The organism is Actinoplanes sp. NBC_00393 (assembly GCF_036053395.1).
Taxonomy (GTDB): domain Bacteria; phylum Actinomycetota; class Actinomycetes; order Mycobacteriales; family Micromonosporaceae; genus Actinoplanes.
The window spans coordinates 3,352,215-3,378,111 of record NZ_CP107942.1 but is presented as its reverse complement, the minus strand read 5'-3'; the positions used below and the strand labels follow the sequence as shown (position 1 = coordinate 3,378,111).

The 25,897-nt window shown below is 68.7% G+C and carries 22 protein-coding genes and 1 pseudogene; 15 read left to right on the top strand and 8 right to left on the bottom strand.

Annotated features, from left to right (window positions below; all coding sequences use genetic code 11):
- Positions 1-9: 9 nt before the first annotated feature.
- The 7 genes from OHA21_RS15940 (at position 10) to OHA21_RS15910 (ending at position 8,359) form a co-directional block, all read left to right on the top strand.
- A complete protein-coding gene (locus tag OHA21_RS15940) occupies positions 10-2,256 on the top strand; it encodes a putative bifunctional diguanylate cyclase/phosphodiesterase (RefSeq protein WP_328474712.1) in 2,247 nt (748 codons plus the stop codon).
- A 174-nt stretch (positions 2,257-2,430) separates the two neighbouring features.
- A complete protein-coding gene (locus tag OHA21_RS15935) occupies positions 2,431-2,673 on the top strand; it encodes a winged helix-turn-helix domain-containing protein (protein WP_328474710.1) in 243 nt (80 codons plus the stop codon).
- Between the two features lie 175 nt (positions 2,674-2,848).
- A complete protein-coding gene (locus OHA21_RS15930) occupies positions 2,849-4,006 on the top strand; it encodes an MFS transporter (protein WP_328474708.1) in 1,158 nt (385 codons plus the stop codon).
- Between the two features lie 105 nt (positions 4,007-4,111).
- On the top strand, positions 4,112-4,435 hold the full coding sequence (locus tag OHA21_RS15925; protein WP_328474706.1) for a hypothetical protein: 324 nt from the start codon (positions 4,112-4,114) through the stop codon (positions 4,433-4,435).
- 108 nt (positions 4,436-4,543) lie between these two features.
- Positions 4,544-5,098 carry a redoxin domain-containing protein gene (locus OHA21_RS15920; protein WP_328474704.1) on the top strand — a complete coding sequence of 185 codons (555 nt, stop codon included), beginning with the start codon at positions 4,544-4,546 and terminating at the stop codon, positions 5,096-5,098.
- Positions 5,099-5,932 carry a cytochrome c biogenesis CcdA family protein gene (locus OHA21_RS15915; protein ID WP_328474702.1) on the top strand — a complete coding sequence of 278 codons (834 nt, stop codon included), beginning with the start codon at positions 5,099-5,101 and terminating at the stop codon, positions 5,930-5,932. It begins immediately after the preceding gene.
- A gap of 156 nt (positions 5,933-6,088) precedes the next feature.
- On the top strand, positions 6,089-8,359 hold the full coding sequence (locus OHA21_RS15910) for a catalase (protein ID WP_328474700.1): 2,271 nt from the start codon (positions 6,089-6,091) through the stop codon (positions 8,357-8,359).
- 108 nt (positions 8,360-8,467) lie between these two features.
- On the opposite strand, the gene OHA21_RS15905 is transcribed toward OHA21_RS15910, so the two are convergent.
- Positions 8,468-8,830, bottom strand: coding sequence for a DUF1330 domain-containing protein (locus tag OHA21_RS15905; RefSeq protein WP_328474698.1), 363 nt, complete (start codon positions 8,828-8,830; stop codon positions 8,468-8,470).
- Positions 8,831-8,951: 121 nt separating this feature from the next.
- Here OHA21_RS15905 and OHA21_RS15900 point away from each other — a divergent pair, with 121 nt between their 5' ends.
- Positions 8,952-10,019, top strand: coding sequence for a DUF2855 family protein (locus tag OHA21_RS15900; protein WP_328474696.1), 1,068 nt, complete (start codon positions 8,952-8,954; stop codon positions 10,017-10,019).
- Between the two features lie 117 nt (positions 10,020-10,136).
- Here OHA21_RS15900 and OHA21_RS15895 read toward each other — a convergent pair whose 3' ends face one another.
- From OHA21_RS15895 to OHA21_RS15885, 3 genes are all read right to left on the bottom strand, one after another.
- Entirely contained in the window at positions 10,137-10,451 is a 315-nt protein-coding gene (locus OHA21_RS15895) for a hypothetical protein (RefSeq protein ID WP_328474695.1), read from the bottom strand.
- Between the two features lie 279 nt (positions 10,452-10,730).
- Entirely contained in the window at positions 10,731-11,672 is a 942-nt protein-coding gene (locus OHA21_RS15890; RefSeq protein ID WP_328474693.1) for an aldo/keto reductase, read from the bottom strand.
- Between the two features lie 174 nt (positions 11,673-11,846).
- On the bottom strand, positions 11,847-12,833 hold the full coding sequence (locus OHA21_RS15885; RefSeq protein WP_328474691.1) for a hypothetical protein: 987 nt from the start codon (positions 12,831-12,833) through the stop codon (positions 11,847-11,849).
- A gap of 1,216 nt (positions 12,834-14,049) precedes the next feature.
- On the opposite strand from OHA21_RS15885, the gene OHA21_RS15880 reads away from it, so the two are divergent.
- The 3 genes from OHA21_RS15880 to OHA21_RS15870 all read left to right on the top strand — a co-directional run bounded on the left by OHA21_RS15880 (position 14,050) and on the right by OHA21_RS15870 (position 18,681).
- A complete protein-coding gene (locus tag OHA21_RS15880) occupies positions 14,050-15,330 on the top strand; it encodes a glycosyltransferase (RefSeq protein WP_328474689.1) in 1,281 nt (426 codons plus the stop codon).
- Positions 15,331-15,452: 122 nt separating this feature from the next.
- Positions 15,453-16,763 carry a Na+/H+ antiporter NhaA gene (gene nhaA / locus OHA21_RS15875; protein WP_328474687.1) on the top strand — a complete coding sequence of 437 codons (1,311 nt, stop codon included), beginning with the start codon at positions 15,453-15,455 and terminating at the stop codon, positions 16,761-16,763.
- A gap of 577 nt (positions 16,764-17,340) precedes the next feature.
- Positions 17,341-18,681 carry a ricin-type beta-trefoil lectin domain protein gene (locus OHA21_RS15870; RefSeq protein ID WP_328474685.1) on the top strand — a complete coding sequence of 447 codons (1,341 nt, stop codon included), beginning with the start codon at positions 17,341-17,343 and terminating at the stop codon, positions 18,679-18,681.
- A gap of 112 nt (positions 18,682-18,793) precedes the next feature.
- On the opposite strand, the pseudogene OHA21_RS15865 reads toward OHA21_RS15870, so the two are convergent.
- Positions 18,794-19,147: pseudogene (locus OHA21_RS15865) on the bottom strand (MFS transporter); the annotation flags it as partial.
- A gap of 105 nt (positions 19,148-19,252) precedes the next feature.
- Complete coding sequence (gene gntF / locus OHA21_RS15860) at positions 19,253-20,560, bottom strand: guanitoxin biosynthesis pre-guanitoxin forming N-methyltransferase GntF (RefSeq protein WP_328474683.1); 1,308 nt, start codon at positions 20,558-20,560, stop codon at positions 19,253-19,255.
- Positions 20,561-21,053: 493 nt separating this feature from the next.
- On the opposite strand from gntF, the gene OHA21_RS15855 reads away from it, so the two are divergent.
- The 4 genes from OHA21_RS15855 to OHA21_RS15840 all read left to right on the top strand — a co-directional run bounded on the left by OHA21_RS15855 (position 21,054) and on the right by OHA21_RS15840 (position 23,922).
- A complete protein-coding gene (locus tag OHA21_RS15855) occupies positions 21,054-21,524 on the top strand; it encodes a hypothetical protein (protein ID WP_328474681.1) in 471 nt (156 codons plus the stop codon).
- 484 nt (positions 21,525-22,008) lie between these two features.
- Entirely contained in the window at positions 22,009-22,752 is a 744-nt protein-coding gene (locus OHA21_RS15850; protein ID WP_328474679.1) for an SAM-dependent methyltransferase, read from the top strand.
- 364 nt (positions 22,753-23,116) lie between these two features.
- The gene (locus OHA21_RS15845) at positions 23,117-23,308 is read left to right on the top strand and encodes a hypothetical protein (protein WP_328474677.1); all 192 of its coding nucleotides are present in this window, start codon (positions 23,117-23,119) and stop codon (positions 23,306-23,308) included.
- A gap of 224 nt (positions 23,309-23,532) precedes the next feature.
- On the top strand, positions 23,533-23,922 hold the full coding sequence (locus OHA21_RS15840) for a VOC family protein (protein ID WP_328474675.1): 390 nt from the start codon (positions 23,533-23,535) through the stop codon (positions 23,920-23,922).
- Between the two features lie 378 nt (positions 23,923-24,300).
- On the opposite strand, the gene OHA21_RS15835 is transcribed toward OHA21_RS15840, so the two are convergent.
- Entirely contained in the window at positions 24,301-24,903 is a 603-nt protein-coding gene (locus tag OHA21_RS15835) for a hypothetical protein (RefSeq protein WP_328474673.1), read from the bottom strand.
- Positions 24,900-25,820, bottom strand: a complete 921-nt coding sequence (locus OHA21_RS15830; RefSeq protein ID WP_328474671.1) for an ATP-binding cassette domain-containing protein — start codon at positions 25,818-25,820, stop codon at positions 24,900-24,902. Before OHA21_RS15830 ends, OHA21_RS15835 begins: the two co-directional genes overlap by 4 nt.
- Between the last annotated feature and the right edge of the window lie 77 nt (positions 25,821-25,897).

Sequence of the window (25,897 nt, the reverse complement as noted above, 5' to 3'; positions counted from 1 at the left end):
CTTGACGGTGTGACGGAACGGGGCGGGCGAGCTGTGCAGCGGGCCGTGGGCCCGGAGTTCGCGTACCGGTGGTATCTCGGTCTCGGCGCTCTGGTCCTGGCCGGCGTGCTGGCCGTCCCGCCGCTGGTGCAGCGCGGCCTGATCATGGTGCTTGCCCTGTCCGTCATCGCTGCCGTGATCGTGGGCGTGCGCCGGTACCGGCCGGTCTGGTCGCGGCCGTGGTGGCTGGTGGTCGCCACGGTCGGGGTCTCGATCGGCGCCAACCTGGGGTGGGCGCTCGCGGCGGCGCCGGACGGCGTGCCGCGTTTCCCGTCGATGGGCGACGTGTGCTTCACCCTGTCGATGGTGCTGCTGACGGCCAGCGTCTACTGGTGGATCCGGCCGGGCGGGCAGCGCGGCGGCGTGATCGACGCGGCCATCGCATTGACCGGCGGGGGAGCGGTCGTCTGGGTGTTCGTGCTGACCCCGCTGCTGTTCGACGGCCGGTTCAGCGGGCTGCGGCTGGGCAGCTACCTGCTGCAGGTCGGTGTCGATCTGCTGATCCTGGCGTTCACGGTCCGGGTCGCGGTGATCTCGCGGGTGCGTACCGTGGCGTACCGGTTGATGGTCGCCGCCACCAGCCTGTGGGTGGTGACCGACACGGTGTACTACGCCGGGCTGTTCAGCGGCACGCCGGTGTCCGGCAACGCGACGATGGTGGGCTGGCTGACGGCGTACGTGCTGGTCGGTGCGGCCGCGTTGCATCCGTCCATGGCCCGCAGCACCGGCAGCATGCCGCGTAACCCGGCCCCGATGTCACGGGCCCGGCTGGCCGCCTATGTCACGCTCACCATGCTGATCGCCGGGCTGAGTGTGTACGGATTCCAGAACGCCCGCCCGGCTCACCAGACGGTGCAGCTGGTCGTGATGGTGGCCCTCGGCTGTACCGCGTCGGTGCTGCTGATCGTCCGGCTGGCGCACCTCGGCGCGGCCCTCAACCGGCGTGCGTACGTGGACCCGCTGACCGGGCTCGGCAACCGCGCCGCGCTGCAGGCCTACCTGCGCCGCCGTGCCGCCTGCGAGCGGGTGCTGCTCGTGGTGGACCTCGACGGCTTCCGGGAGATCAACGCGGCCTTCGGTCACCAGGTCGGCGACGCCGTGCTGGTGGAGACCGGGCACCGGCTGCGTGCGGTGGCACCCAGCGACGCCGTGGTGGTGCGGCTCGACGCCGACGCCTTCGCGGTACTCACCCGCGGTGACTTCCACCGCCTCGCCGGGCAGTTGTTGCAGGCGATCGCGGAGCCCTATCCGACCGCCGGGCTGACCAGCCGCCGGGTCCAGGCGGTCATCGGCGGCGTCGTGGTCGACGCCGACGCCGACGGCTCCACCGCCCTGCGCGACGCTGATCTGGCTCTCGACGACGCCCGCAGCGAGGGCAGCCGGTCGACGCTGTTCGATCCCGGCGCCTACGCCCAGTGGAAGGCCAACCGGGACATGGTCGCCGGCCTGCAGCAGGCAGCCGCAGCCGGTGAGTTCGCCATGCACTACCAGCCCATCGTCGATCTCGAGACGGGCGACGTCGTAGCCGCCGAGGCCCTGCTGCGCTGGACCCGCGGCGACGGCACACCGGTGTCGCCCGGTCAGTTCATCCCGCTCGCCGAGCAGAGCGGCGAGATCACCGCCATCGGCGAATGGGTGATCGCGCAGGTCTGCGCCGATCTGGTCGAGCTGTGGAACGCCTACCAGCTGCCGGTCACGGTGAACGTGTCGGCGCACCAGCTGCGGGACCAGTCGTTCGCCGGACGCCTGCTCGAGCGGATGCAGCGTACCGGTCTGCCCGGTGCCGCCCTGATCGTCGAGATCACCGAGACCGTGCTGATGACCAGCGTGACCGACGCGGCCAGCACAATTGCGCAGTTGCAGCAGCTGCGGGAACACGGCGTCCGGATCGCCATCGACGACTTCGGCACCGGCTACTCGTCGCTAGCCTACCTGCGGGAACTTCCGGTGGACATCTTGAAGATGGACGGCTCGTTCACCTCCCAGCAGATCGAGAACGGTGGTCCGCGGGAGATCGCGTTCGTCCGTACGATCGTGGATCTCGGGCGCAGCCTTTCGCTGGTCACGCTGGCCGAGGCGGTGGAGACCACGGCGCAGGCCGAGCGGTTGCGCCAGCTCGGCTGCCACCTCGCGCAGGGATACCACTTCGCCCGGCCGGCCCCGGTCACGGTGCTGCACGACCTGTTGGCGGCCCAGCGGTCGCGGATGGTTGCCTGACGCCCACGAGCCCCGTGCCCGGAAATCGGGTACGGGGCCACGCTGCCAATGGCTACCGCGGGTTACCGCTGGACTTCCAAGGACACGCTACAAAACTCGTATCTACTTGTCTACCTATGTATCGCCTCGTAGCTGCCGATAGCTGTACGTGGCGCGCTTCGTAGGTTGGCGGTCGTGAACCAGCGACCGGTACGCACCGACGGTCCCGTGCCGGTCTATGTTCAGATCGCCGACTACATCGAGGGCGACATCCGGGCCGGCCGCCTTCACGCGGATGACCGCATCCCTACCGAGAACGAGATGCACGCCGAGTGGGGTGTGGCCAGGACAACGGCACGACGGGCGGTCAACCTGCTACGCGAACGAGGCCTCATTTACACCGTTGCGCAGCGCGGCTCCTTCGTGAACCCGATCTGATCCGGGCCGGCGCGACGATTCTCATCGCTGGACCCGACGCTGGCAGCCGGTCCGACGCACCGGCCGCCGGCCCGGCACCGAGCTGTGTCATGATCAGGAAGTGCCGGGTCCGCCGTCCGATGACTCCACCGTTGCCTCGGGTTCGGGGCGTGCGGCAGCGGCTCCGGCGATCCGCATGTCCTTGCTGCTGCTGGCCTACTGCGCCTTCATCAGCCTCGGCCTCCCCGACGGTCTGCTCGGCGTCGGCTGGCCGTCGATGGCAGACGACCTGGGCCTTTCCACCGACACCGTCGGGGTGCTGCTGTTCGCCAGCACGGTCGGCTACCTGATCTCCAGCGTCGCAGCCGGGTTCAGCCTGGCCCGGCTCGGCGTCGGCCGGCTCCTCGCCGGGAGCACGGCGATGGCCAGCCTCGCCCTGGCCGGGTACGCGGTGTCGCCCGCACTGGGCCTGCTGGTGCCGTGTGCGCTGCTGGCCGGGTTCGGTGGCGGGGCGATCGATGCGGGCCTCAACGCGTACGCGGCCGGCGCGTTCGGCCCCAAGCACATGAACTGGCTGCACGCCTTCTTCGGCCTCGGCGTCGCCATCGGGCCGCTGATCATGACCGGCGTGCTCAGCGGTGGGCTGTCGTGGCGGTGGGGATACGGGCTCGTCGCCGGTGCCCAGGCGCTGCTGGCCATCGCGTTCGCTGTCACGGCGCGGGCGTGGGTGCGTGCCGGCGCTGCCGAAGGGCCGCCGGACGCGCAACAACAGACAACGGCTTCGCCGCGGTTCGGTACGACGCTGCGCATGCCCGCGGTGTGGCTCAGCGTTGCCGCGTTCGCCGTGTACGTCGGTGTGGAGATGGCGACCGGGCTCTGGGCCTTCCTGCTGCTCACCGAGGATCGCGGGTTGAGCGCCGCGGTCGCCGGTTTCTGCGTCTCGGCGTACTGGGCGAGTCTTTTCGTCGGCCGGGTCGTGCAAGGCTTCACCGTTGAACGGCTGGGCACCACCCGTACCCTCGCCGCCGGCCTGGTCGGCATGCTGGCCGGATCCGTGCTGGTGGCGCTGCCGGGCCCGGACTGGCTTGCGGTCGCCGGCCTGATGGTGATCGGCTATGCCGCAGCGCCGGTCTTCCCCCTGCTGACGCTGACCACCGCGGACCGGGTCGGGGCAGCGCACGCCGACCGCGTCATCGGGATGCAGATGGCGGCTACCGGGCTCGGCGGCGCCCTGATCCCCGCCGGGGTCGGCGTGCTCATCGAGCGGGTCGGCGTTCACACCCTCGGCCCGTCGCTGATCGTGCTGTCGCTGGTCCTGGTGATGCTGTACGCGGTGATGACCCGGCGCAGGTAGCGACGGTCATCGTGTTGCACGCGGCCCCAGCGGATTGCAAGGATCTCGAACCCGCTTCAGGCCGGGCGCGTACACGTGGTCATGGTTGAGGTTGATTCGGCGTCCGTGCCCACACACCACCGTGCGCTGTCGCTGGCCGCGCCTCTTCTGCTGGTCGCATACCTGTTGACGGTCGCCCTGGTCGGCCTTGCCGTCGTTTCCGGGCGGATCCAGGTGCAGCTGATGATGTGGGCCTACTCGCCGCTGCCGGCGATCGCGTTTGCGGTTCCCACGTGGACCGCCTACAAGTGGCGGCGCGCCACCGCCGTGACGCGCCGGCGGGAGCTCCTGCGACAGATCGCCGTCGAGATCGTGATCAGTGTGGTCGTGGTCAGTACGTGCATCTACCAGGTGATGACGGTGCCCGACATCTACTTCACCGTGTTGTAGGGAAGTGGAACCGACTGCCAGCCGTAACAGCTCGGTAAGAACCGCTCATGCCGATCCGGGTCAGGATCACTACAGGTCGGTTCATCGGCGCATTCCGAAGAGGTGGAAATGTCGGCTTACCGTTCGTGTCTTTCTCTGCTGGCGGCAGCCCTGCTCCTGACATCATGCGGTAGTCAGCCGCTGGAGTCGGCGGCGCCCGCCTCACCCGCGCCGGTGCCCTCCGCCGCTTCGGGCGAGGCCCCGGCTCGGCAGGTTCCGCAGGTGCTGACCTTCCGGGCGACCACGCTGGAGGGTACGGCCTTCGACGGAACATCTCTGGCCGGCCGTCCAGTGCTGTTCTGGTTCTGGGCGCCGTGGTGCCCGAAGTGCCAGGCCGAAGGTCCTGCGGTGGCTAAGACCGCAGAACGGTACGCGGACCGCGTCACCGTCGTCGGCGTCGCCGGTCTGGACAAGGACCGGGGCCAGATGGCCGCGTTCGTGGACCGTACGGGCACCAGCGCCCTGGACCACCTCGACGATCGCGGTGGCGAGATCTACCGGCACTTCCAGGTCGCCAGTCAGTCGTCGTTCGTGGTGGTGGACGCCGATGGCGAGACCACGACGGCGACCGGCCCGCTCGACGAGGGCGAACTGTCCGCGCTCATCGATGGGCACCTGCGGTAGATGGACGACATCCCTCTCGCGCTGGCCGCCGGTCTGCTGGCCGCGTTCAACCCGTGCGGGTTCGCGATGCTGCCGTCCTTCCTGGCCGTGCTAGTCTCCCGGCGCGGCGGCATCGGCCGGGCGTTGCGGCTGACCGCGGCCATGACCGCAGGTTTCGTCACCGTCTTCGGCGCCGCCGGCTTGGTGATCAGCGTCGCCACCAGCCCCATCCAACGGCATCTGCCGTGGGCGACCGTGGTCATCGGCGGTGTCCTCGTGGTGCTCGGGGCCTGGCTGTTGTCCGGCCGTGACCTGGACGTTCCGCTGCCCCGGCTCACCGTGGGCAGCCCGGCCGGTTCCTTTCTCGCCCTCTACGGCTACGGCGCCTCGTATGCGATCGCCTCGTTGTCCTGCACCATCGCGCCGTTCCTGGCCGTCACCGGCCTCGTCTCCCGAAGCGGCAGCATCGTCGACGGCCTGGCGGCCTTCGTCGCCTACGGCCTCGGCATGGGGCTGGTCGTGGGCACGCTGGCCATGCTCGCCGCCGTGGCCCGCGACAGCGTGGTGCGCCGCAGCCGCAGCGTGCTGCCGTACATCTCCCGGGCCAGCGGCGCGCTGCTGCTGCTCGCCGGCTCATACGTCGTCTACTACGGCTGGTACGAGATCCGGCTGCTGGACGGTGGGTCCGCCGACGACCCGATAGTCGGCGCCCTCACGGACCTGCAGGGCACTGTCACCAACTGGCTCACCGCGGCCGGGATCTGGTGGATCGCAGGCGCGTTCGCGATGACCATCGCGGTCGCCGTCGTGCTGCGGTCGAGCCGCCGCTCGGCGGCCCGGACCGTGAAGGACTGAGCCACCGAAGCCTCAACGGACTTTGCTGCGTACCCGGATCGAGGCCGGCCAGGCGCGGCTGCGTCGGCATGCCCAGGCCCGCTCGCGTTACAGCGTGCCGCAACGGGGTACGCGATCTCGGTCCGCTCCATCGATCAATCAGGAGGACGAGTACGCATGGACAGCACCAAGCCGGGACGTGTGGTCAAGGAAGTGGTGGAAGCGGCCACGGCGAAGGTCGGGCAACTCGCTGAGGCATTGACCGACCGTGTTCCCGGTGCGCCGGGAAGTGGCACGCCGACCGTCGAGGAGCCGACCTCGCCGCGGGAGCCGTTGCCGCCCAAACACGAGCAGGGTACGCCGGACACGCGTACGCCCACGGGCGCCGACACCGGCTTGCCCGCACCGACACACGCCCAGCAGGGCGCGTATCTCACGACCGCGCAGGGCGCGCGGCTGCGCGACACCGATCACTCGCTGAAGGCCGGACCGCGCGGGCCCGTTCTGATTCAGGATCACCACCTGCGCGAGAAGATCATGCACTTCGATCACGAGCGCATCCCGGAACGGGTGGTGCACGCGCGGGGCGCCGGCGCGCACGGCACGTTCACCGGGTACGGGACCGCCGACGGCGTGACCCGGGCCGGCTTCCTCGCCAAGGGCAAGGAGACGCAGGTCTTCGTCCGGTTCTCCACCGTGATCGGGTCGCGGGGATCGGCCGACACGGTGCGAGACACGCGTGGCTTCGCCACGAAGTTCTACACCGACGAGGGTACGTTCGACCTGGTCGCGAACAACATGCCGGTGTTCTTCATCCAGGACGCCATCAAGTTCCCGGACGTCATCCACGCGGCGAAGTGGCATCCGGACCGGGAGATCCCGCAGGCGCAGACCGCACACGACACGTTCTGGGACTTCGTGTCGCTGCACACCGAGGCGCAGCACCACACGATCTGGGGCATGTCCGACCGGGGCATCCCGCGCTCGTACCGGACCATGGAGGGTTTCGGCGTTCACACCTTCCGGATGATCAACGCTGCCGGGGAGACCACCCTGGTGAAGTTCCACTGGAAGCCGAAACTGGGCGTGCACTCCCTGACCTGGGAAGAGGCGCAGATGCTCGGCGGCATCGACCCGGACTTCCACCGCCGCGACCTGTACGACGCGATCGAGGCCGGTGCGTACCCGGAGTGGGAACTCGGCATCCAGGTCTTCCCGGACACCCCGGAGGAGACCTTCGCCGGGATCGACCTGCTCGACCCCACCAAGATCGTGCCGGAGGAGCTGGCGCCGGTGCAGCCGATCGGCAAGCTGGTACTGAACCGGACGCCGACGAACTTCTTCGCCGAGTCCGAGCAGGTCGCCTTCCACGTCGGGCATCTGCCGCCCGGCATCGACGTGACCAACGACCCGCTGCTGCAGGGGCGGCTCTTCTCCTACCTCGACACGCAGCTCACCCGGCTGGCCGGGCCGAACTTCGGCCAGATCCCGATCAACCGGCCCCACGCGCCGGTCAACGACATGCTGCGCGACGGTTTCCACCAGCAGGCCGTGCACGCCGGGGTGGCGCCGTACCGGCCCAACTCGCTCGACGGGGGCAACCCGTTCCCCGCCGGTGACGCCGAGAACGCGTTCCTCGACGCCTCGGTCCGGGTCGCCGAGGCGCCGAAGATCCGGGCCAACCCGGCGTCCTTCGACGATCATTTCAGCCAGGTGCGCCTGTTCTGGCTGAGCATGAGCCCGGTGGAGAAGGAACACATCATCCGGGCGTACACCTTCGAGCTGGGCAAATGCTACGAGAAGGCGATCAAGGAGCGCCAGCTGCAGTGCCTGGCCAACATCGACCCGGTGCTGTGCCAGCAGGTCGCCACCGGGCTCGGCCTGCCGGCGCCGGAACCGACCGTGCCGCTCGCCGAGGTTGCCCCCAGCCCGGCGCTGTCGCAGGTCGGCCGGGAGTGGCCGGCCGACGGCCGCATGATCGGCATCGTGGTGGACGCCGAGCGCCTGGACACCGGTCTGGAGCAGGTTCAGGCGGCGATCTTCTCGGCCGGCATGGTGCCGCTGCTGATCGCTGCCCACGGTGACACGGTCGGCGATCTGCCGGTGCAGCGTACGTTCGCCACGGCCCGCTCGGTCGAGTTCGACGCGCTGCTGCTGGCGGGTGCGCCGGCCCCGGCGCCGGACGCGCTGCCGCAACGCGACGCCAAGGCCGGCGCTCCGGGCAGCGCTGCGATCGACCCGCGGGTGCAGCTGCTGGTGGACGAGTGCTGGCGGCACGGCAAGGCAATCGGCGCCTGGGGTGACGGCACCGCGGTGCTCGAGGCGACCGGCACGGCCGGAACGCCGGGTGTGATCGCTGCAGACAATGGCGGCACCGCGCTGGAAGGCGTGCAGCGTCTGCTCGCCGCGCACCGGGTCTGGGAGCGATTCCCCGCCTCGGTCGCCTGAGCTGAGGTCAACGGTGGCGTACGCGGCCCGCGTACGCCACCGCCGGCACCGGGTCTTGATCGGCGCGGCTGACGCAGCGAGTGCCAGCGATCCGCGGGAGCGGTCGCCTCACCAGGGGCGGGTCGGCTGAAGCACGGCTTCGGTGAGTGCCTGCCGGCGCAGGTGGGTGATCTGCTGATAGTCGGGATCGGTGATCATGTCGCGGAAGGCGTGCCGGGACGGGTAGCGCACGAGCAGGACGGCGTCCCACTGCTGCCCGGTTTCCGCGACCAGCGGGCTGCCGCCGTCGCCGGCGTAGATCACCTCGACGCCGTAGCGTGGGCCGATCGTCGTGCCGAACGCCTTCGCGTATTGCTGGTACAGCGGGCGGCCGTTGTCAGCGAAGCGCAGCAGGTTGAGCATGACGACCGGGCTGTCCGGGTCCTCGGCGAGGAAGCCGGTGAGGAAGTCGCCGTCGGGATCCACTGCCATGCTCCGGCCTCCGCTCTGCATCAGGGGTGCAAGTATCGCCCACGTGGCGGCAGAACGGTCAGTGGGATTTTGCACTCTTAGTGCACTTGTCTGGCGTGGCCAGGGAATCTACCGTCACGCCATGGCCGATTCATGGACGTTCGCCGTTGCCCGCGATGACCTCGGGAAGACTGCCGTCGTCGCCGGAGCGACACCGCAGATCCGAGACGGTGAGGCGCTGCTGCGGGTGGAACGGGTCGGGTTGACCGCGAACAACGTCACCTACGCGGTCCTCGGTGAATCCATGCGGTACTGGCAGTTCTTCCCGGCCGCGTCGCGGGGGCTGGGCGCGCAGTGGGGTCTTCCGCCGCTCTGGGGTTTCGCCGAGGTGATCGAATCGGCGGCTGCCGGTGTCGAGGTGGGGACGCGGGTCTACGGCTACCTCCCGCCGGCCGGTCATCTGGTGGTGCAGCCGGAGCGGGCCGACCCATCCGGGTTCCGGGACGGCAGCGCCCACCGCCTCGACTTGCCGTCGCCCTACAACGCCTACCGGTCGACCGCGAACGACGCCGCGTACCGCGCCGATCAGGAGGACCTGCTGGTCCTCTACCGGCCGCTGTTCTTCACCTCCTTCATGCTCGCCGACCAGGTCGTCGACAACGACTTCCACGGGGCGCGGCAGTTGCTCCTCTCGTCGGCCTCCAGCAAGACCGCGTACGCCGCCGCTTTCGAACTGCACGGTCGCGGACCGCGACTGGTCGGTCTCACCTCGCCCGGCAACGTGGCCTTCACCCGGTCTCTCGGCTGCTACGACGAAGTCCTGTCGTACGACGAGATCGCCGGCCTGGAAGCGGTGCCGACGGTCTATCTCGACCTGTCCGGAGCACCCGCGACGCGCGTGGCGCTACGCGAGCTCCTCGGTGATCTGCTGGTGCGTGACATCGCCGTCGGGCTGACCAACCAGATCCCGAACGCGGACGCCGCGGGCGAGGTGTTCTTCGCCCCTGTCCAGATGCGCAAACGGCGCCAGGACTGGGGTCGTGACGGCCTGGACGAGCGCTTCGCCGACGCGTGGCGACGCTTCGCCGGCGCGGTAGGGGCGTGGCTCGAGGTACGCGCCGGTGCGGGCCCGGACGACCTCCGCAGCTTCTGGCTGGACGTCTACCACGGCCGCACCGAACCACGCGTCGGCCATATCCTCCGGTTCTAGGTCGACAGTGACCTCGCCGCGGCGTGCGCCGAGACAGCGGCTACGACACCGGCCCGGCTGCGTGCAGCAGCCGTCGGCGGCTCTGCGCCGGCCGCAGATATCGCGGAAGACGGACGCTCATCGCTGATTGGTCGTTGCTGGGCGTCGCAGGGCGAGAGTCGCGTGGACTTGGGCGAGTTGCGTGGTGGCCGTAAGCATCGCGAGGTCGGCGCCCGGTACGTACGGCTCGTCGGAGTGGTCGTCTTCGTTGATGTTGGTGTGATAGTCGACCAGGCAGATTTGGTAAAGGCGCTCGGCTTCGGCGGTGAGTTCGGCGGCGCGGGCAGCGTGCTCGTCGGCAGTCATGCTGATCATGCTGTCATCCCGGCCGGGCAGTGCCTGCCGCGGCCGGTGGGGCTGCTGGTGCAGCAGGAGGTGCCGATTGGCGTCCACGGGGACCTGCTGGGCGCTGCGGGACCTGGCCGCGCCGCTGGGCTGATGCGCCGTCTCAGCGGGGGCATTTCGACCGAAAGCAGGCGATGTGCCTTTAGCAAGGTGTGCCGGTCGGGCCCGATCGTCCCCGCCGACGGACGGCCTGCGCTGACCCGACAGCATGGACTGCCGAGGCGAGTGCGTATGTCACAGGTATTTCCCGCGGAGAGCGCGTGGTGCGGTCAGCAAGCCGACCGCACCATGCGCTCGCGGCTGCGAGCTGGCTCTTCGTGTATCGACTCAGGCGACCTCGTCGAGTTGGCGGCGCTGATCGCTGCTGAGCGTCACCTGGTCGGCCTGTAGCGCCTCATCGAGCTGCTCCGGGGTGCTGACTCCCACGATCGGAGTGACCGCCGGATCGCCCGTCGCCATCCAAGCCAGGACTACCTGGTTGCGCGTCACGCCGAGCTCGTCGGCGACCCGCGTCAGCACGGCCAGGCGACGCTCCGTTCCCGGGTGGTCGTAGACCTCGGGAAGCGGCCGGTCGGAGCGGGTGTAGGCGCCATTGATCAGCGGCGTGTACGCCCAGACGGCAAGGCCGGGCTCGACTCGGGCATAGTCCAGCGCTTCCGGTGACAGGAGCTGGTGACCCTGATCGGGAAGCTCAGCGCCGGGGCGGGGCTGCACGTATGACCACCGCAGCTGCAGCGCGGTGTATCCCTCGATGCCCTGTTGTCTTGCCAGTTGCCGGGCTCGCTCGACACTCCACGTCATGTGGTTGGAAGCGCCGAGCCGTGCCACCACGCCGTCGCGCACCAGCTCACCGAACGCGGCCACCGTCTCGTCCAGGGCCACCGTCCGGTCTTCACCGTGAGCCCAGTACAGATCGATCCGATCGGTGTTCAACCGCTTCAGACTCTCCTGTACCGCGTTACGGATCACCGGCCCGGACAGGCCTTCCGAAGACTCCGGCCACCGGCCTGGCACGGTCGGTTGGTACCGCACCTTCGTACTGATACGCACCCGCTCGCGCACGCCCGGCCGGGAGGCCAGCCACCGCCCGATGAGGGCTTCGCTCTGCCCGCCGATGCCGCTGGGGTCGGCCCAGAAGGCGTAGTTGTTGGCCGTGTCGATCCAGGTGCCGCCCTGGTCGACGAAGCGGTCCAACAACGCCATGGACGAGGCTTCGTCCAGCCGCGTACCGAAGTACATCGCACCGAGGATCATCCTGCGTTCCGTCATCGCCGTTCTCCTTTCCGTCGGTCGACGGCAACCACGTTTCCATCTGGAGCGCGCTCCAGGTCAAGGGCGCCGGGGCGGCCAGGTGGCAGCCACTGATCGCCAGCGGCGAGGGCGGCACAAGAGGCCAGCGCAGCGCCCAGATGGACACCTGAGCCGTCAGGACTGCGGTTACGATCACCCGTCACCGATCGAGGGCATCGGTATGCCGAACACGGTCCGTCGGCCGTCGTATTCGGTGAGGGTCCACATCCGGTCACCCTGCGGCTGGTAGGTCAAGTCCTCCGGGCCACCCGGGGGGACGCCCGTGTACCGCTGCGACGTGCCGAGGGTGGCACGGTGGACCCATCCGGGCTCGCGGTTGAATTCGCTGCTGGTCAGCACGAATTCCGGCTTGTCCCCGTACGTGACGGCGCCGTTGACGTTGGCCCGGGAGGTCACGTATGCCGCACTGGATCGCACCTGCTCTCCGGAACCGGCCAGTTTGCCGTTGTCGTCGAGGTCCCATCGGACGATCCGGGCGTTGGCCGGCCTCGGCGACTGGACCCCGTCGCGGTCCTCCTTGTACTCGGCGGTGATCAGCGAGTTCGGTGAACTGCTCCGGTCGAGAGCGATCGACGAGATTCGCAGAGGCAGGTGGGGCGGGTTCGGCCGGGGCCGGTAGTAGCCGACCTGCGGAATCGCGTACCGGTAGTCCGCCGCGTACGCCTTACCGTCGTGCATGCCGATCTTCTTGTGTGAGCTGTCGGCTCCGGTGCGCCAGATGTCGTGCAGGTCGAACACGCGGATCGCGTCGGTGTCGGCGACGTACAGCCGGTAGCCGACCCAGGCGATGCCGCCGACGTGTGAGACCGCCGCGTGGAAGCTGCCGTCGCGGTCCGGCACGACGAGCAGGACGTGCCGATATTCCGGCTTGCCTGGGTCGTCGTAGTTGACGAACGTGATGCGGCTGCCCCGGTTGGTGCCGTCCAGGCCTTTGTCGTCGTACCAGGTGGCGGCGATGACACGGTGTTCGCCGAACCTGCCGTCGGCGTCGGCATCCCAGGAGCCGGTGAGCCCCTGCGGGATCCAGGTGGTGCCTTCGTTGTCCTCGTCGTTCCAGCAGAATTGGACCGAGTCGGGTGTCGGCGGTGCGCCGCACGGTTCCTTGGCGCTGTGATTCACATCGCGAAGGACGTCCGCCAAGTGAACGTTCGGAATCTTCCCGCTGAGGGCGGCAACCGCCTTCGCGAATGTCTCCGAGTGGTCCTCCAAGACTTGGCTCAGAGTGGATTCGGCTATTTTTGTCGGCTGGAATTCAAGCTTTCCGGCGCTGTCGGGGTGGCTCATGAGGCCTCCTGACGACGGCCGCTTCAACCACACCTCGCGGTGGCCGGCGTTTGCCACAATCGCCGGTCTTGCATGTTTTGCGGCACGGCGAAGCGGCCATCAGCTATGAATGCTTTTCACGCCTGCTCAACTGCCTGCAGGCGTCGTCACCGCTTCTTGCTGCGACGTTCGATACGAACGACGATCGCTACGACGACGAGGATGGCAATGATGGAGATAATCCATCCAGCGGGATCCATGACTGCCTCCTTCCGCTATCAGAGCTCGGACTGCGGTCGGGCTTCCCGGCTGCGCAAAGCGGGAACCGCGAAGCGCGCTCTCGGCCCGGACGCTACCCCGCATCCAGGAGGATTCCCACTTGCCCGCACCCCCTATGCACGCGATGACCAATCAGAAATCCACCACCACCAGCGGAAATCCAGGTGAAAAATCCATCGGCTGCAATCTGGCGGCCCGCCGGTTCACCCGACTGCTGCAGATCGTGGAAAGTCCTGCCGGCGGGTGTGGGTAGCAACGCGTCCGGCCGGCGACGCAGCGGCGGGGTGCACACCCCGGTCTGGGCAGTTCCCGGCGGATCGCGGCCGGGCCGTAGGGTGTTCGGTGGGTGCCTCGGCCCAGGTCAGGCCGCCGCCGGGGTGGGGCCGGAACGATGTCGCGGTATCGGGGTGAGCCGGCCACGGTGGTGTGCGGCCATTCAGGGCCAGGATGGGGCAGTCCTGCCGCAACAGAAGCTCGTCGGCGGTGTCCGGAAAAACGGGCCTGGAGCAATCCAGGCACCGCGGCCCGGGCCCCTCCAAGTCTTGCACGAAGCCGACGTTCCGAGTCGGCGATCTCCTGATCGTCAGCACCACCGGGAGACGGCTCCTCCGGAGGCCGTTGGGCGATCCGGAGCGGCGGATCGCGCTGATGCCGTGCCCATCGACCAGGCGCAGCCGGTTTCTGGAAAGCGGCAAGCGTGGTGGATCCTACGGTGAGCGTATGCTCACCGCAGGTGAGCCGGGAAGCCTGGTCGGCGCGGTGATGACGTGTCGGCGGCTGCGGGAGGCTCGCGGTGAAGGTTCTGATTCTGACGCTGGGGACCCGCGGTGACGTGCAACCGTTCATCGCGTTGGCCCAGCAGCTGCAGAAGCGTGGCCATGAGGCGGTGCTCGGGGCGCCGCAACGCTTCGCCGATCTGGCCGCCGGGCACGGCGTCGCGTTTGCGGCAGTGGACGACGGTCCGCTGCGGGTGCTGGACAGCGGAGCCGCGGTGGGTGAGGTGGCCGCCGGCGGGGTGCAGGCGAGGCTGGCGTTGATGCGCCGGATGCCGGCGATGTTCACGCGGGTGCTGCAGGACAGCTGGCAGATCGCGTCGACCGGGCCGGGTGCCGGCGCTGACGTGATCGTGCACAACGGCCAGCTCATGAGCGGTCAGCACGTCGCGGAGAAGCTCGGTGTGCCGGCGGTCCTGGCGTTGCCGATGCCGTTGTATGTCCCGACGGGCGAGTTCGCGTGGCCCGGACAGCAGTTCTCGTCCCGGCTGCCGGCCGTGGCGAACCGGGCGAGCTTCGCGGGGATGAAGGCGCCGGCGATGGTGTTCGGCCGTACGGTCGACCGGTGGCGTGCCGGACTGGGCCTGCCCCGGCGGCGAGGCCGGCATGATCCGCTGCGTACTCCCGCCGGCGGGCGGGCTCTGGTCTTACATGCGGTGAGCCCGGCGGTGCTGCGCCGTCCGGCCGACTGGCCGCCGTCCGCGTACGTCACCGGTTACTGGTTCGCCGACCGCCGGACCAGCGTCACAGATCCGCTGCCCGGGCCACCGGCCTCAACGGGCGACGGTGAGCCGCTGGTCTTCGTCGGGTTCGGCAGCATGGCCGGGCCGGACCCGGCAGCCGCGACCCGGGAGATTGTGGCGGCGTTGCGGTTGGCCGGGGTGCGCGGTGTGCTCGCTGCCGGCTGGGGCGGGCTGTGCGAGACACCGTCGCAGCAAGATGTGTTCGTGACCGGGGAGGTCCCGCACGAGACGGTGTTCGCGCGGGTGGCGGCGGTGGTGCATCACGGCGGGGCGGGTACGACGGCGGCGGCGGTCCGTGCGGGTGTCCCGCAGGTGGTGTGCCCGTTCGTCGCGGATCAGCCGTTCTGGGGGCAACGGATGCACCGCCTCGGCGTCGCTGCGGAACCGATCGCTCAGCGGCGCCTGACCGTGCCCGCTCTGGCCGCCGCGATCCGCCGCGCGGTCGATGACCCGGCGATGATCGACGCGGCGCGCCGGCTGGGGGAGCGGGTCCGTGCCGAGAACGGTGTGGCCGTTGCTGTCGACCTTCTGGAACGGGCGGTGATCAACCGCCGGTAAACCCCTGGCCGGAGTGAGTTCAATCGCTGCCGCGACCGTGGTCGCACGGTAGGTTCGGTTCAGGTGTGCCGGGAAGCCTGGTCGGCGACGTTTTTGCTGTGCCCGTTTCTCGGAGGAGTCCTGTGACCGCCCCATCACCTCACCAGCACCGTCACCTGTTCGGCCGGGGCAGTTGGCCCGAGGTCAGCCGCATCGGCGACATCCTGCGCACCGAGACCGTCGGTGGTGCGCTGCTGCTCGGCGCCGCGGTCCTGGCGCTGGTCTGGGCGAATTCGCCGTGGTCGGCGGGATACCAGGACCTGATCGCGGTCAAGGTCGGCCCGCACGCGCTGCACCTCGACCTGACGCTGGCGCAGTGGGCCGCGGACGGGCTGCTCGCGATCTTCTTCTTCGTCGCCGGCCTCGAGCTGAAACGCGAATTCGTCGCCGGTGACCTACGTGACCCGCGCCGCGCGGTGCTCCCGGTCGCCGCCGCGGTCGGCGGCATGGCCGTACCCGCGCTGATCTACGTGGCGGTCAACGCCGGCATGGCTGATGGGGCGTTGCGCGGGTGGGCGGTGCCGACCGCCACCGACATCGCGTTCGCCCTGGCCGTGCTCGCCGTGATCTCCACGCATCTGCCGGCCGCGCTGCGCACCTTCCTGCTCACCCTCGCAGTGGTCGACGACCTGCTCGCGATTCTGATCATCGCGGTGTTCTACACCAGTTCGCTGAGCCTGCTGCCGCTGGCCGCCGCCCTGATACCGCTGGGACTGTTCGCCTTCCTGGTGCAACGCCGGGTCCGCTCCTGGTGGCTGCTGCTACCGCTCGCCGCGGCGACGTGGACGCTGGTGCACGCCTCCGGCGTGCACGCCACGGTCGCGGGGGTGCTGCTCGGGTTCATGGTCCCGGTGATCCGCCGCATTCCCGGGGACGGGCACGGTTTGGCGGAGCACTTCGAGCACCGGTGGCGGCCGGTGTCCGCCGGGTTCGCGGTGCCGGTCTTCGCGTTCTTCGCGGCTGGGGTGTCGGTGGCCGGCGCCGGTGGCCTTGGCGAGACGCTGCGCGACCCGGTCACGATCGGCATCGTCCTCGGTCTCGTGGTCGGCAAATGCGTCGGGGTGCTCGGGTCGACGTGGCTGGTGCAACGGTTCACCCGCGCCACTCTCGGCGACGGGGTGAGCTGGTGGGACGTCTTCGGCCTGGCGCTGCTGGCGGGGATCGGGTTCACCGTGTCGCTGCTGATCGGCGAGCTCGCGTTCGGCGTCGGCAGCGAGAAGGACGGGCACGCCCGCATCGGCATCCTGGCCGGGTCCTTGATCTCGGCGCTGCTGGCCATGGTGGTGCTGCGCGCCCGTAACCGTCACTACCGGCAGTTGTGCGCGGCCGAGGCACGCGACACCGACGCCGACGGCATCCCCGACGTCTGGGACGACGACCCCATCCGGCGCTGACCGACGGCGGGGCCTCCTGCGTAGCGCGCGACAGGGGTGCCCGGAAAGTCTGGGTAGGCGGTCATAGGGCTACCATCCGCCTGCTACTCGGCCTGGCCCGGCCCGCCCTCGGGCGGCCGAGGTGTTGGGCGCCGACGTGGCCCGCGCTCACCGGCACCTGGCCTACGTGCCGTCGAGCCTTGAATCGGACGCTCAGGGAGCTTCGGGCACCGTGGGCGCTGGCCGTGGTGTCACGAACTCGTCGGTAGCGGTGATGTATCTCTGGCAGGTCAGGGCCAGGGGAGCCCTCCTCGGTCAGCGCCATCCGCGGTGGCTCGGGGCGCCCGTTGAAGGCGGGCGCCCAGCGCGCTCCCGCGAGGAAACAGCGCCTGCCCGAACTGTCGGCTCCCCGCGCGGAGGGGTGGACAACGTGGGCGCCTGTGGATCCACGAAAGCCGGACGAAAATTCTTCTCAGCGTACATTCGTTGACATCGTAAAAGTTTTTGCCCTTTCATTGACGGGGGTCGACGGCGTGGCAGTGCGTGAATGCTGCCGCGCCCCGACGGCTCAGCTCATCCCCCGTCAAGGAGCCATCTCGTGACCAGATCTCCCGTTCGCCGCATCCTGGTGACGGCCGCGGCAGTGGCCGTGACCGCAGCACTGACAGCCGTCGGATTCACCACCGCCCACTCGGCGAGCGCCGCGGTGGCCTGCGGCGTCGTCTTCGACGACTTCAACTACGCCTCCAGCTCCGACCCGGCGCTCGGCCAGCGCGGCTGGCACGTGCGTACCAATCAGGGTGGTCCTGGCGTGCCGGGAGCGAGCTGGTCCGCCGCCAACGTCTCGTTCCCCACCGTGGACGGTCAGAAGGTGGCCCGTCTGCAGGCCGCCACCAACGGCACCGCGGCCGGCACCAGCCACGCCGAGTTCTCACTGTCCGACCGGCGGTTCTTCGAGGGCACCTACCTGGCCCGGATCGAATTCTCCGACACCCCCGCCGCAGGCCCCGACGGCGACATCGTGAACCAGACCTTCTACACGATCAGCCCGCTGCGGTACGCGTTCGACCCGATCTACAGCGAGCTCGACTTCTCCGAGTACCTGCCGAACGGCGGGTGGGGCGAGAGCGGCCCGACGAACTTCCAGACCACCTGGTACACCTACCAGGCCGACCCGTGGGTGCAGGACCGCCAGTACAGCAAGCAGAACGCCAGCATCGCCGGGTGGCGCGACGTCATGGCGACGGTGGCGAACGGCGAGATCAAGTACTACATCGACGGCCGGCTCGTCGGCACCCACGGCGGCAAGTACTACCCCCGGCAGAACATGTCGATCGACTTCAACCAGTGGTTCATCGACCTGACCGGCCACTCCGGCGGCACCAGTGTCTGGCACGAGCACATCGACTACGTGTACCACGCCAAGAAGCAGGTGCTCACGCCGGCTCAGGCGACCGCGCAGGCGAACGCTCTGCGGGCGAGCGGCACCACGCACACCGACAACGTCACCAGCGACAACAGTTGCACGCCCGGTTCGACGGGCAACCCGCAGCCGACCGGCTCTCGGATCGCCAGCAACTGGAACAACAAGTGCATCGACGTGTCCAACGGCAACTTCAGCCCGGGCCAGCGACTGCAGGTCTGGGACTGCGCCGACACGGTCAACCAGAGGTTCGAGTTCACCGGTGGCACGCTGCGTGCGCAGAACAACACCTGCATGGACGTCGCCGGGGCCGCCACCGCCGACGGCACACCCATTCAGCTGGCCACCTGCAACGGCAACGCGGCTCAGCAGTTCGTCCTCAACGCGGCCGGTGACCTGGTAAACCCGATGTCCAACAAGTGCGTGGACATCGCGGCCTGGAACGCGAACAACGCCGCACCCCTGCACCTGTGGACCTGCGTGGGTGGCGCCAACCAGAAATGGCGCCGCATCTGACGCCTCCGTACTGATCAGCCCGGCCTCCATCCGTGGGCCGGGCTGGTCCCGGTCGATCACCGCCGGACGTCATGATCCGGGCGCCGAGTACGCCGAGGTCGCCGACGACGGCTTGCAGCGCCAGCACGGTGCCGATCGCCAGCATCCACAACACGTGGGAGAAGGCGACCAGCCTGCCCTTCGCGCCGTGCGGGGCCTCCTCGTTGATCATCGCGAGTGAGACCCGAAGGTCCGCGCCGATGCTGAAGCCGACGATCACCGTCGCGACGTAGAGCATGGCCACGTTCTGCGCCCCGGCCAGCAGACCGATGCCGACCGCGAGCCCGACCATGGTGACGGTGAAGACCTTGCGGCGCCCGAACCGGTCGCCCAGCCGGCCGCCGACCAGCGCCCCGACGGCGAACAGCAGGGTCAGCAGCGCCGACAGCGCCCCGATCGTGCCGGCGCCGAAGCCGAAGAAACTCATCCCGCGCAGGAGCACCGGAGTCTGACGCACGTCTCGCGGCCGAGGGCACGCACGTCGACTACGTCGCGTCGGGCCACGAGTGGTGCCGGGCGTTCGGCAAGTGATCTATCGGACGAGCTGAGCGCGGCGTGCCCGGCCGAGCAGGATCGCGGCGTAGCCGTGGGAATCGTTCTGGGCCGTCGGGATGACCTCGATGCCCTCGTGCGGCAGTTCGAAGTCGGGCTGCAGGGCCGCACGGAGGTCGCGTTCGTCGATGTCGGCACCGGGAAAGGTCTTGCCGCCGACCGTGTAGCCGCGGCACCGGCGCAGCGCGGCGGTGAGAAAGAGCCCGCCGGGCTGGACCAGGCCGGTGATGTGACGCATGAACAGCTCCCACGTGGTGCGGTCGCTGGTCGCCGAGTCCGCGCAGTAGGCGCTGATCACCGTCGCGTAGCGCCGGTTCACCGGGTGGGGATGGCGGGCGTCCACCCGTACCAATGTGGTGATTTTTGCTCTGGTGAGGTCTTCGCGTGCGGTCACCTCGTCGTCGGTCGGACGGGGATTGCCCTCGCACTGCAGGGTGTAGCGGACGAACGGCCGCCAGTCGTGGGCGCCCGGTGCACGGTCGATCCAGCGTTGGATCTCGGCCAGGTTCTCGGGCAGATAGTCGCCCAGATGGATCTCGGACGCGGTTTCGGCGCAGGCGAACACGTGGTGGAGGGTGGGGCCGGTCCCGAAGTACAGGATCGGCCGGTCGCGTTCGGCGTGCTGCATCGCGTCGACGAGGAACGCGATCGTGGCGAGCTCGTCCGGCTCGACGGTGCGGTAGTAATCGGTGAGGTACTCCGCCGGCACCCAGTCGGTGTCGAACGACGCATGTCCGCGGCGCCGGTCCAGGAAGGTGCGGGTGAGGCGGGCGAGCGCGGCTTCGTAGAACGCGGCGCCGAGGTTGGCGCCGGCGAGGAAGACGAGTGCCTCATCGGTGGTGATCGCGTCGGTCACGACGGCAGCGCCGAACGCGGCCGTGTAGTACGGCACCTCCTTGGCGACCTCGGTGCCGGTGTACGCCACGGCGGCGGCCAGGCGAGCGGCGCGTCCATCGCCCCACCGGCGCCGGGTGATGTCGTACGCCAGCTTGGACAGCACGTTGGTGCTGGTCCCTGTGGCTGCGAGCAGAGATCCGTTCGCCTTCAGGTTGGCGCGCAGCCCGAACACCCAGACCGTGTAGCTCGCGATGAGGAATGCCACCACCCATCGATGGCCGAGGTCGGCGAGCAACCCGGAAGCGACCAGGCCGGCTCCGGCGGCTGCCGCCCAGACGTCCAGCGCGTAGGTGGATGCCGCGGTGGCCGCCAGGCTGGTGGTCCAGGCGGCGAACGGCGACATCGGCGAACGCGTGGCGGTGCTTACCGGCGGAACAAGTGATCGGATCATGGGCTGCCTCCGGGACGGTGATGCTGTGCGGAGCCCAGAGTCGGCCGTACGGATACTCACCTGACAGGTCAGATCGTGGTCAATCGCTGTTCAAACGATGGATCGCGTACGAGCCGGCGGCGGTGCGGTGGCCAGGGCCGGAGAGCTCTGGCGGGCGGGATCAAGCGGTGGCCGCCTGCGGGGGTGGGCTCCTCGGGTATTGCTGGGCAGATCGACGCTGCCGAGCCGCCTCCTCGTCCGACGAACAGCCGGCTGCGCCGCGTACAGCTGGGCGACGCGCAGCAGAAACAGCGCCAGCACGGTCCGGGTGCAGCCCTCGGGGTGTGGGCGGCCCGGTCGGCGAACAGCGGTTGCCAGGATTGTCACATACGTCGGGTCGGCGATCAGGTCCCGCATCCGCCAGCTGGGGGCGGCTGAATACCGCTGAGGTTTACGCCGAACTTCAAACTGACGCAGTACGCCTCGATCCGCGCCCGTCGATACGGTCACGCGCATGACGACGAATAACCTGATCAGGCGGCTGGCGGGCACGGCCGTCGCCGCGACACTCGGCTTGACCGGCGCGGCACTGCCGATAGCGGCCGAACCGGCATCGGCGGTGCCGATAACGTCGCCGCTGTTGCAATGCGAGGGGTACTGGGGTGCCAACTGGAACATGACGGTGGACTACGAGATTCGCGGCAACCGGATCTCGGTCAACCGCATCGACGTGTACCGGGTCGCCTCGAACGAGGTCCTCGTCACGGCCACCATTCACCGAAAGGCGACCAGCGACGGATGGTCGGACGGGTACGTCACACCGCAGGACTACTCTCTCACCCACATGGTGTTTCACTGGCCGTCCAGCTACCACGTCGCCACCAAGGCCAAGCCGTACGTCGTCTCTGTGATGGTCGAGATGTACAACCGCTCCTACGGCACGTACCGATTCTCCCCCGAATGCCGCAAGTCGTTCTGGGTCTGAAAGCGACCGGCAATAGGTGTCCCAGCGGTAGAGCGTTCGCGCTCTTCGGATGAGTTGACGGATCGTGACGATCGCGGCGGCCAAGTACGGGTAGAAGTGATGACCTCGGCGTACGAAACCCAGAATGACCTGCCTCGGGGCGCGCTCGCACTGCGGCCAAGACATCGAGGCCTTGACGGGCGCACCAGCACAGGAAGACCCGCGTACCCGACTCGGCATACAGCCGGGTCTGGCCCCCGAGTAACGGCCCAGGTAGGCAGCGACCGCCGCCCACAACACCACCTGAGCAGAGACGCTGGTTCCCGACTCCGAGCGCGAAGAAGTAGCCATGCCCCACGCTGCGTCAACACCATTGATGAACGCCAGCGCGCCCGGAGCGGCAGATCCGGATGCCGTACGAGAGATGACCCGGTCGGGCCGGGAGAAGTTGTGAAGCGTCCGGGAGGGTGAGCCGGGGGTTGGCTGGTCCGTGTTGACTGTGCTGGTGGATCGTCTACGGCTCAGCAGCATTGCGCATACCCATCACCCGATCGCGGCACCGGTCTCCGGCGTGAACGTCAACCGCCTGCTGCGCCGGGCCGGGCGCGAACCCGCCGCTCGGATCCTTGACCTCGGGTGTGGGGAAGCGGCGTGGGCGCTACAGGCATTGGCGTACTACCCGGACGGAGTCGCCGACGGCCTCGATCTCAGCCCGTACGCTCTGGAGCGTGCGGCGGCGGCCGCCGCTGAACGCGGGCTCGCTGACCGGCTGACGCTGCACGAGCGCGATGCCCGCCATTATGCGGCGGACGGCGACTACGACCTGGTCCTCTGTATCGGCTCGACGCATGCGTTCGGTGGCGTCGAGGGCACCCTGCACGCGGCCGGGCGGCACGTGAACGCCGACGGTGTGCTGATGATCGGCGAAGGATTCTGGGCGGCGCCGCCGACCCCGGCGGCCCTGGCCGCGCTGGACGCGGCTCCGGCCGACTACACCGACCTGGCGGGTCTGATCGACGTGGCTGCCAAGACCGGCTGGCTGCCGGTGTACGCGCACGTCAGCGAGGCCGCCGAGTGGGACGACTACGAATGGTCGTGGACTGGTTCGCTGACCGCGTGGGCGCTGGACAATCCGGGCCATCCGGATGCGGCGCAGGTGCTGGAGGTCGCTCGGGATCACCGCAACGGGTGGCTGCAGGGCTACCGGGGCGTGCTCGGCTTCGTGACCTTGGTGCTGCGCCGCGCCTAACGCTGCTTGGGGGCAGCTTCGGCCCCCGCTCGCGCGGAGTCTGCGGCTACCCGGCATCGGCGCCGCGCACTGACACCGGCATTGCAGAGGCTCGACGACGTGCAGATCGATAACCACAGGCGAGCAATGCCGGACGGAATCACAGCCTTCCAGGGCCGGCGCCCATGCATTGCTCGACGAACCGCATGATCCGGTGTGGGCTCGTCGGCATGATGGTGTGATACGTGCGTCGGACCTGGGTAATCGGCCCGCCCAGCTTCCTCGATTCATCAGACGAGATTGGCCCGCGCTGGGCTGGATTCGGGCTGCGGCTTTCACAGCGCTGCCGCCATGGGTTGATGAGATCGATCCTCAGGTGGACCGTGTGCACCTGGAGGAGGTCAAGGAACTGGTTGGCGAGGTCTGTCGACTCTCGGATGAGTTCGGCGCCTCGTTCCAATTCGAGTACACCGGCGAGTTCGTCGGCACGGTCGAATCCGGACGGATGGACTCCGGGCTCGAGGGACACGCTAATCGGCGAGCGGGAACGTGCCATCAACCGCGCGAGACCTCGTGAAAAAGTACGGTGCCAAGGTTCGGTAGGCACATCCCGTACAAAGTCAACCGACACTCAAAGGCGTAGGCCAGGTCCGTGACCTTCTTCCGTGCGTGACGACTTGCCCGGCAGCCCGCACACCGTCAGCGGCAGGTGAGCGCGTCTGATCTTGGTTATTTCTGCGAATTATCCGGAAAAGTGGCGCCTCATTGAAGAGTGGCGTGGCTGGTCTTATTGTGGCAATCATGGGTGATAAGCGCGATCTTGTCGGCGACCTTCACCTCGCCACCATCGTCGTGAACGTGCAAGACATGGAGCGAGCGGTGCGCTTCTGGACTGCCGCTCTGGGATACCAGCGGCGTGAGACGGACTGGGACACGCAGTTTCAGATGCTGGTCGACCCGGACGGCCGGTACCTGCCGGTGTCCTTGCAACTGACCGACTCCGCCCCGCGAGAACCGGTCCGCTTGCATCTCGATCTTTACACCGATGCGCAAGCCGAGCAGGTCGAGCGGCTCGTCGAGCTGGGCGCCACGCGGATCGACGACTGGCCCTATCCCGACAATGCCGACTTTGTGGTGCTGCGAGATCCTGATGGAAACGAGTTCTGCGTCATCGGGCACGCACAGCTCTGAAGCACCTCGGATCGTCAAATCACTGCGCATAACACGAGCGTGGCGGAGTCGGAAATCACGCTTTGTCACCGGCAATCAGCTTACGGGTGACGCGTCTACGTCATTCCTTCCAGCACTGAACCGTAGCCTCATTCAGCGCCCGTCCACCGAACAAGTGCCACGCGCTCTCATCGGCTAGGAGTGCGCACAGGCGGGCACGAAACTCACGGAGCGTGCTGAGCCTGCTGGTGCCGGTACGCGACCGGCGGCAGGAGAGGATATTGCTACATGTAGCCGCACGTCCGTGTTCTGGCGTGACGACTTGCTCAGCCGCATGCTCGGCGTTCGGCGCACGCCTGCCGGGAATGACTCCGCCGACGGTGGAGGGACCGCTCTGTATCAGTCGCCGTTCAAGTCCCTGCCGACCGCGAAGACCGCACCGGCGATCGCCGCCACGGTCCAGCCCAGCAGGAGTAGCAGCTTGCCCATGTCCCCCGAGGCGGCGTCCACGTATGCCGAGAACGGGAGGGGTTCCTGGAGCTTGCCGTACATTGCCTCGACGAAGACGACCCAGGCCGTGCAGCCGACGAACAGGAAGGTGGCCCGGCGCGCGATGGCCGCCGCAGCGGCGCCGAACACCGCCATGAGCGGGGCCACCACCAGCGTGACCGCGTACCACTCCCAATTCCACAGGATCGGGACAGCGAGGCCGCTCGCGGCGGTGAATCCCAGGCTCACGATCAGTGCGGTGACGAGCTGCCCGGCAAGCACCGACACCCGCCGAGGTCGGGCGAGGTGGAGCAGTACCACCGTATGGTGCAGATAGTGCTGAGAGACGCCGGCCGCCCCGAACCCGAAGGCGCCCACCCCGGCCAGCAGGGCCCAGAAGTCCGCACCGAAGACGCTGAGGACGGCACCCGAGAGGCTGAAGGCCGACAGCGACAGCGCGCTGGACCGGGTCGTCGCCAGGCGGTACAGCTCACTGCGGATCACCGTGATCACGCGGCGTTCCCCTCGTCCCTGGCGGCAGCGGCACTGCTGGCCGGGCCGTGCACCATGCTGAGGAAGATCTGTTCGAGGTTCAACGACTCGGTGGTCAGCTCGTAGATCGGCACCTGGACGGCGAAGGCGATGTCGCCTGCCTCCTGGGGCGTCAGGCCGGCCACCGCGAGGGTGCCCCCGCACTCCTCGACCCGGCCTCCCGCCTCCTCGAATGCGCGTTCCAGGCATTGCGGATCGCGGCCGCGGATCCGCAGCCGCGTCGATGCTGACCCGTACAACTGTTCCAGCGGCGCCGCGTACCGCACGGTCCCCTCCGCGATGACGACCACGTCGTCGATGAGCTGGGCCAGTTCGGCCAGCAGGTGGCTGGAGATCAGCACCGTTCCGCCGTTGTCGGCGTGCGCCCGCAGCAGCTCTCGCAGCCAGGCGATGCCTTCCGGATCCAGTCCGTTCGCCGGCTCGTCGAGCACCAGCACTGACGGGTCGCCCAGCAGTGCGGTTGCCACCGCGAGCCGCTGCCGCATGCCGAGCGAGTAGTCGCCGCTGCGCTGCTGCCCGGCGTCGCCGAGCCCTACCTGTTCCAGCAGCAGGTCCACCCGGGCCCGGTCGGCGCCAATGAGTAGTGCCTGTGTCATCAAGTGTGCCCGGGCCGCTTGCCCTGGATGACTGATGCCCTGCTCCAGCACGGCACCGACCTGCCGGGCCGGATCGGTCAGCTCCCGGAACTGCACCTTGTTAATCAAGGCGGTCCCAGACGTCGGCCGGGTCAGGCCGAGCAGCATCCGCAGCGTCGTGGTCTTGCCGGAGCCGTTGAGCCCGAGCAGCCCGGTCACCCGCCCCGGTGGTGCGGCGAACGTCACGTCGTCGACGGCATGGACCCGTCCGTACCTTTTGGTCAGACCATTAATCTCGATCATCGCAGGACATAATCGCAGCCCTGGTCAACCGCAGCGCTGGCCCGTGTCCGCGCGGCCGGCCTAGGGTCGGCGACTCT

Excerpts from the sequence above, each read along its gene's own strand:
- OHA21_RS15930 (WP_328474708.1), top strand. The coding sequence starts at position 2,849 with ATGTCCTTGCTGCTGCTGGCCTACTGCGCCTTCATCAGCCTCGGCCTC.
- OHA21_RS15920 (WP_328474704.1), top strand. The coding sequence starts at position 4,544 with ATGTCGGCTTACCGTTCGTGTCTTTCTCTGCTGGCGGCAGCCCTGCTC.
- OHA21_RS15915 (WP_328474702.1), top strand. The coding sequence starts at position 5,099 with ATGGACGACATCCCTCTCGCGCTGGCCGCCGGTCTGCTGGCCGCGTTC.
- OHA21_RS15910 (WP_328474700.1), top strand. The coding sequence starts at position 6,089 with ATGGACAGCACCAAGCCGGGACGTGTGGTCAAGGAAGTGGTGGAAGCG.
- OHA21_RS15905 (WP_328474698.1), bottom strand. The coding sequence starts at position 8,830 with ATGGCAGTGGATCCCGACGGCGACTTCCTCACCGGCTTCCTCGCCGAG.
- OHA21_RS15900 (WP_328474696.1), top strand. The coding sequence starts at position 8,952 with ATGGCCGATTCATGGACGTTCGCCGTTGCCCGCGATGACCTCGGGAAG.
- OHA21_RS15890 (WP_328474693.1), bottom strand. The coding sequence starts at position 11,672 with ATGACGGAACGCAGGATGATCCTCGGTGCGATGTACTTCGGTACGCGG.
- gntF (WP_328474683.1), bottom strand. The coding sequence starts at position 20,560 with ATGATCCGATCACTTGTTCCGCCGGTAAGCACCGCCACGCGTTCGCCG.
- OHA21_RS15855 (WP_328474681.1), top strand. The coding sequence starts at position 21,054 with ATGACGACGAATAACCTGATCAGGCGGCTGGCGGGCACGGCCGTCGCC.
- OHA21_RS15840 (WP_328474675.1), top strand. The coding sequence starts at position 23,533 with ATGGGTGATAAGCGCGATCTTGTCGGCGACCTTCACCTCGCCACCATC.
- OHA21_RS15830 (WP_328474671.1), bottom strand. The coding sequence starts at position 25,820 with ATGATCGAGATTAATGGTCTGACCAAAAGGTACGGACGGGTCCATGCC.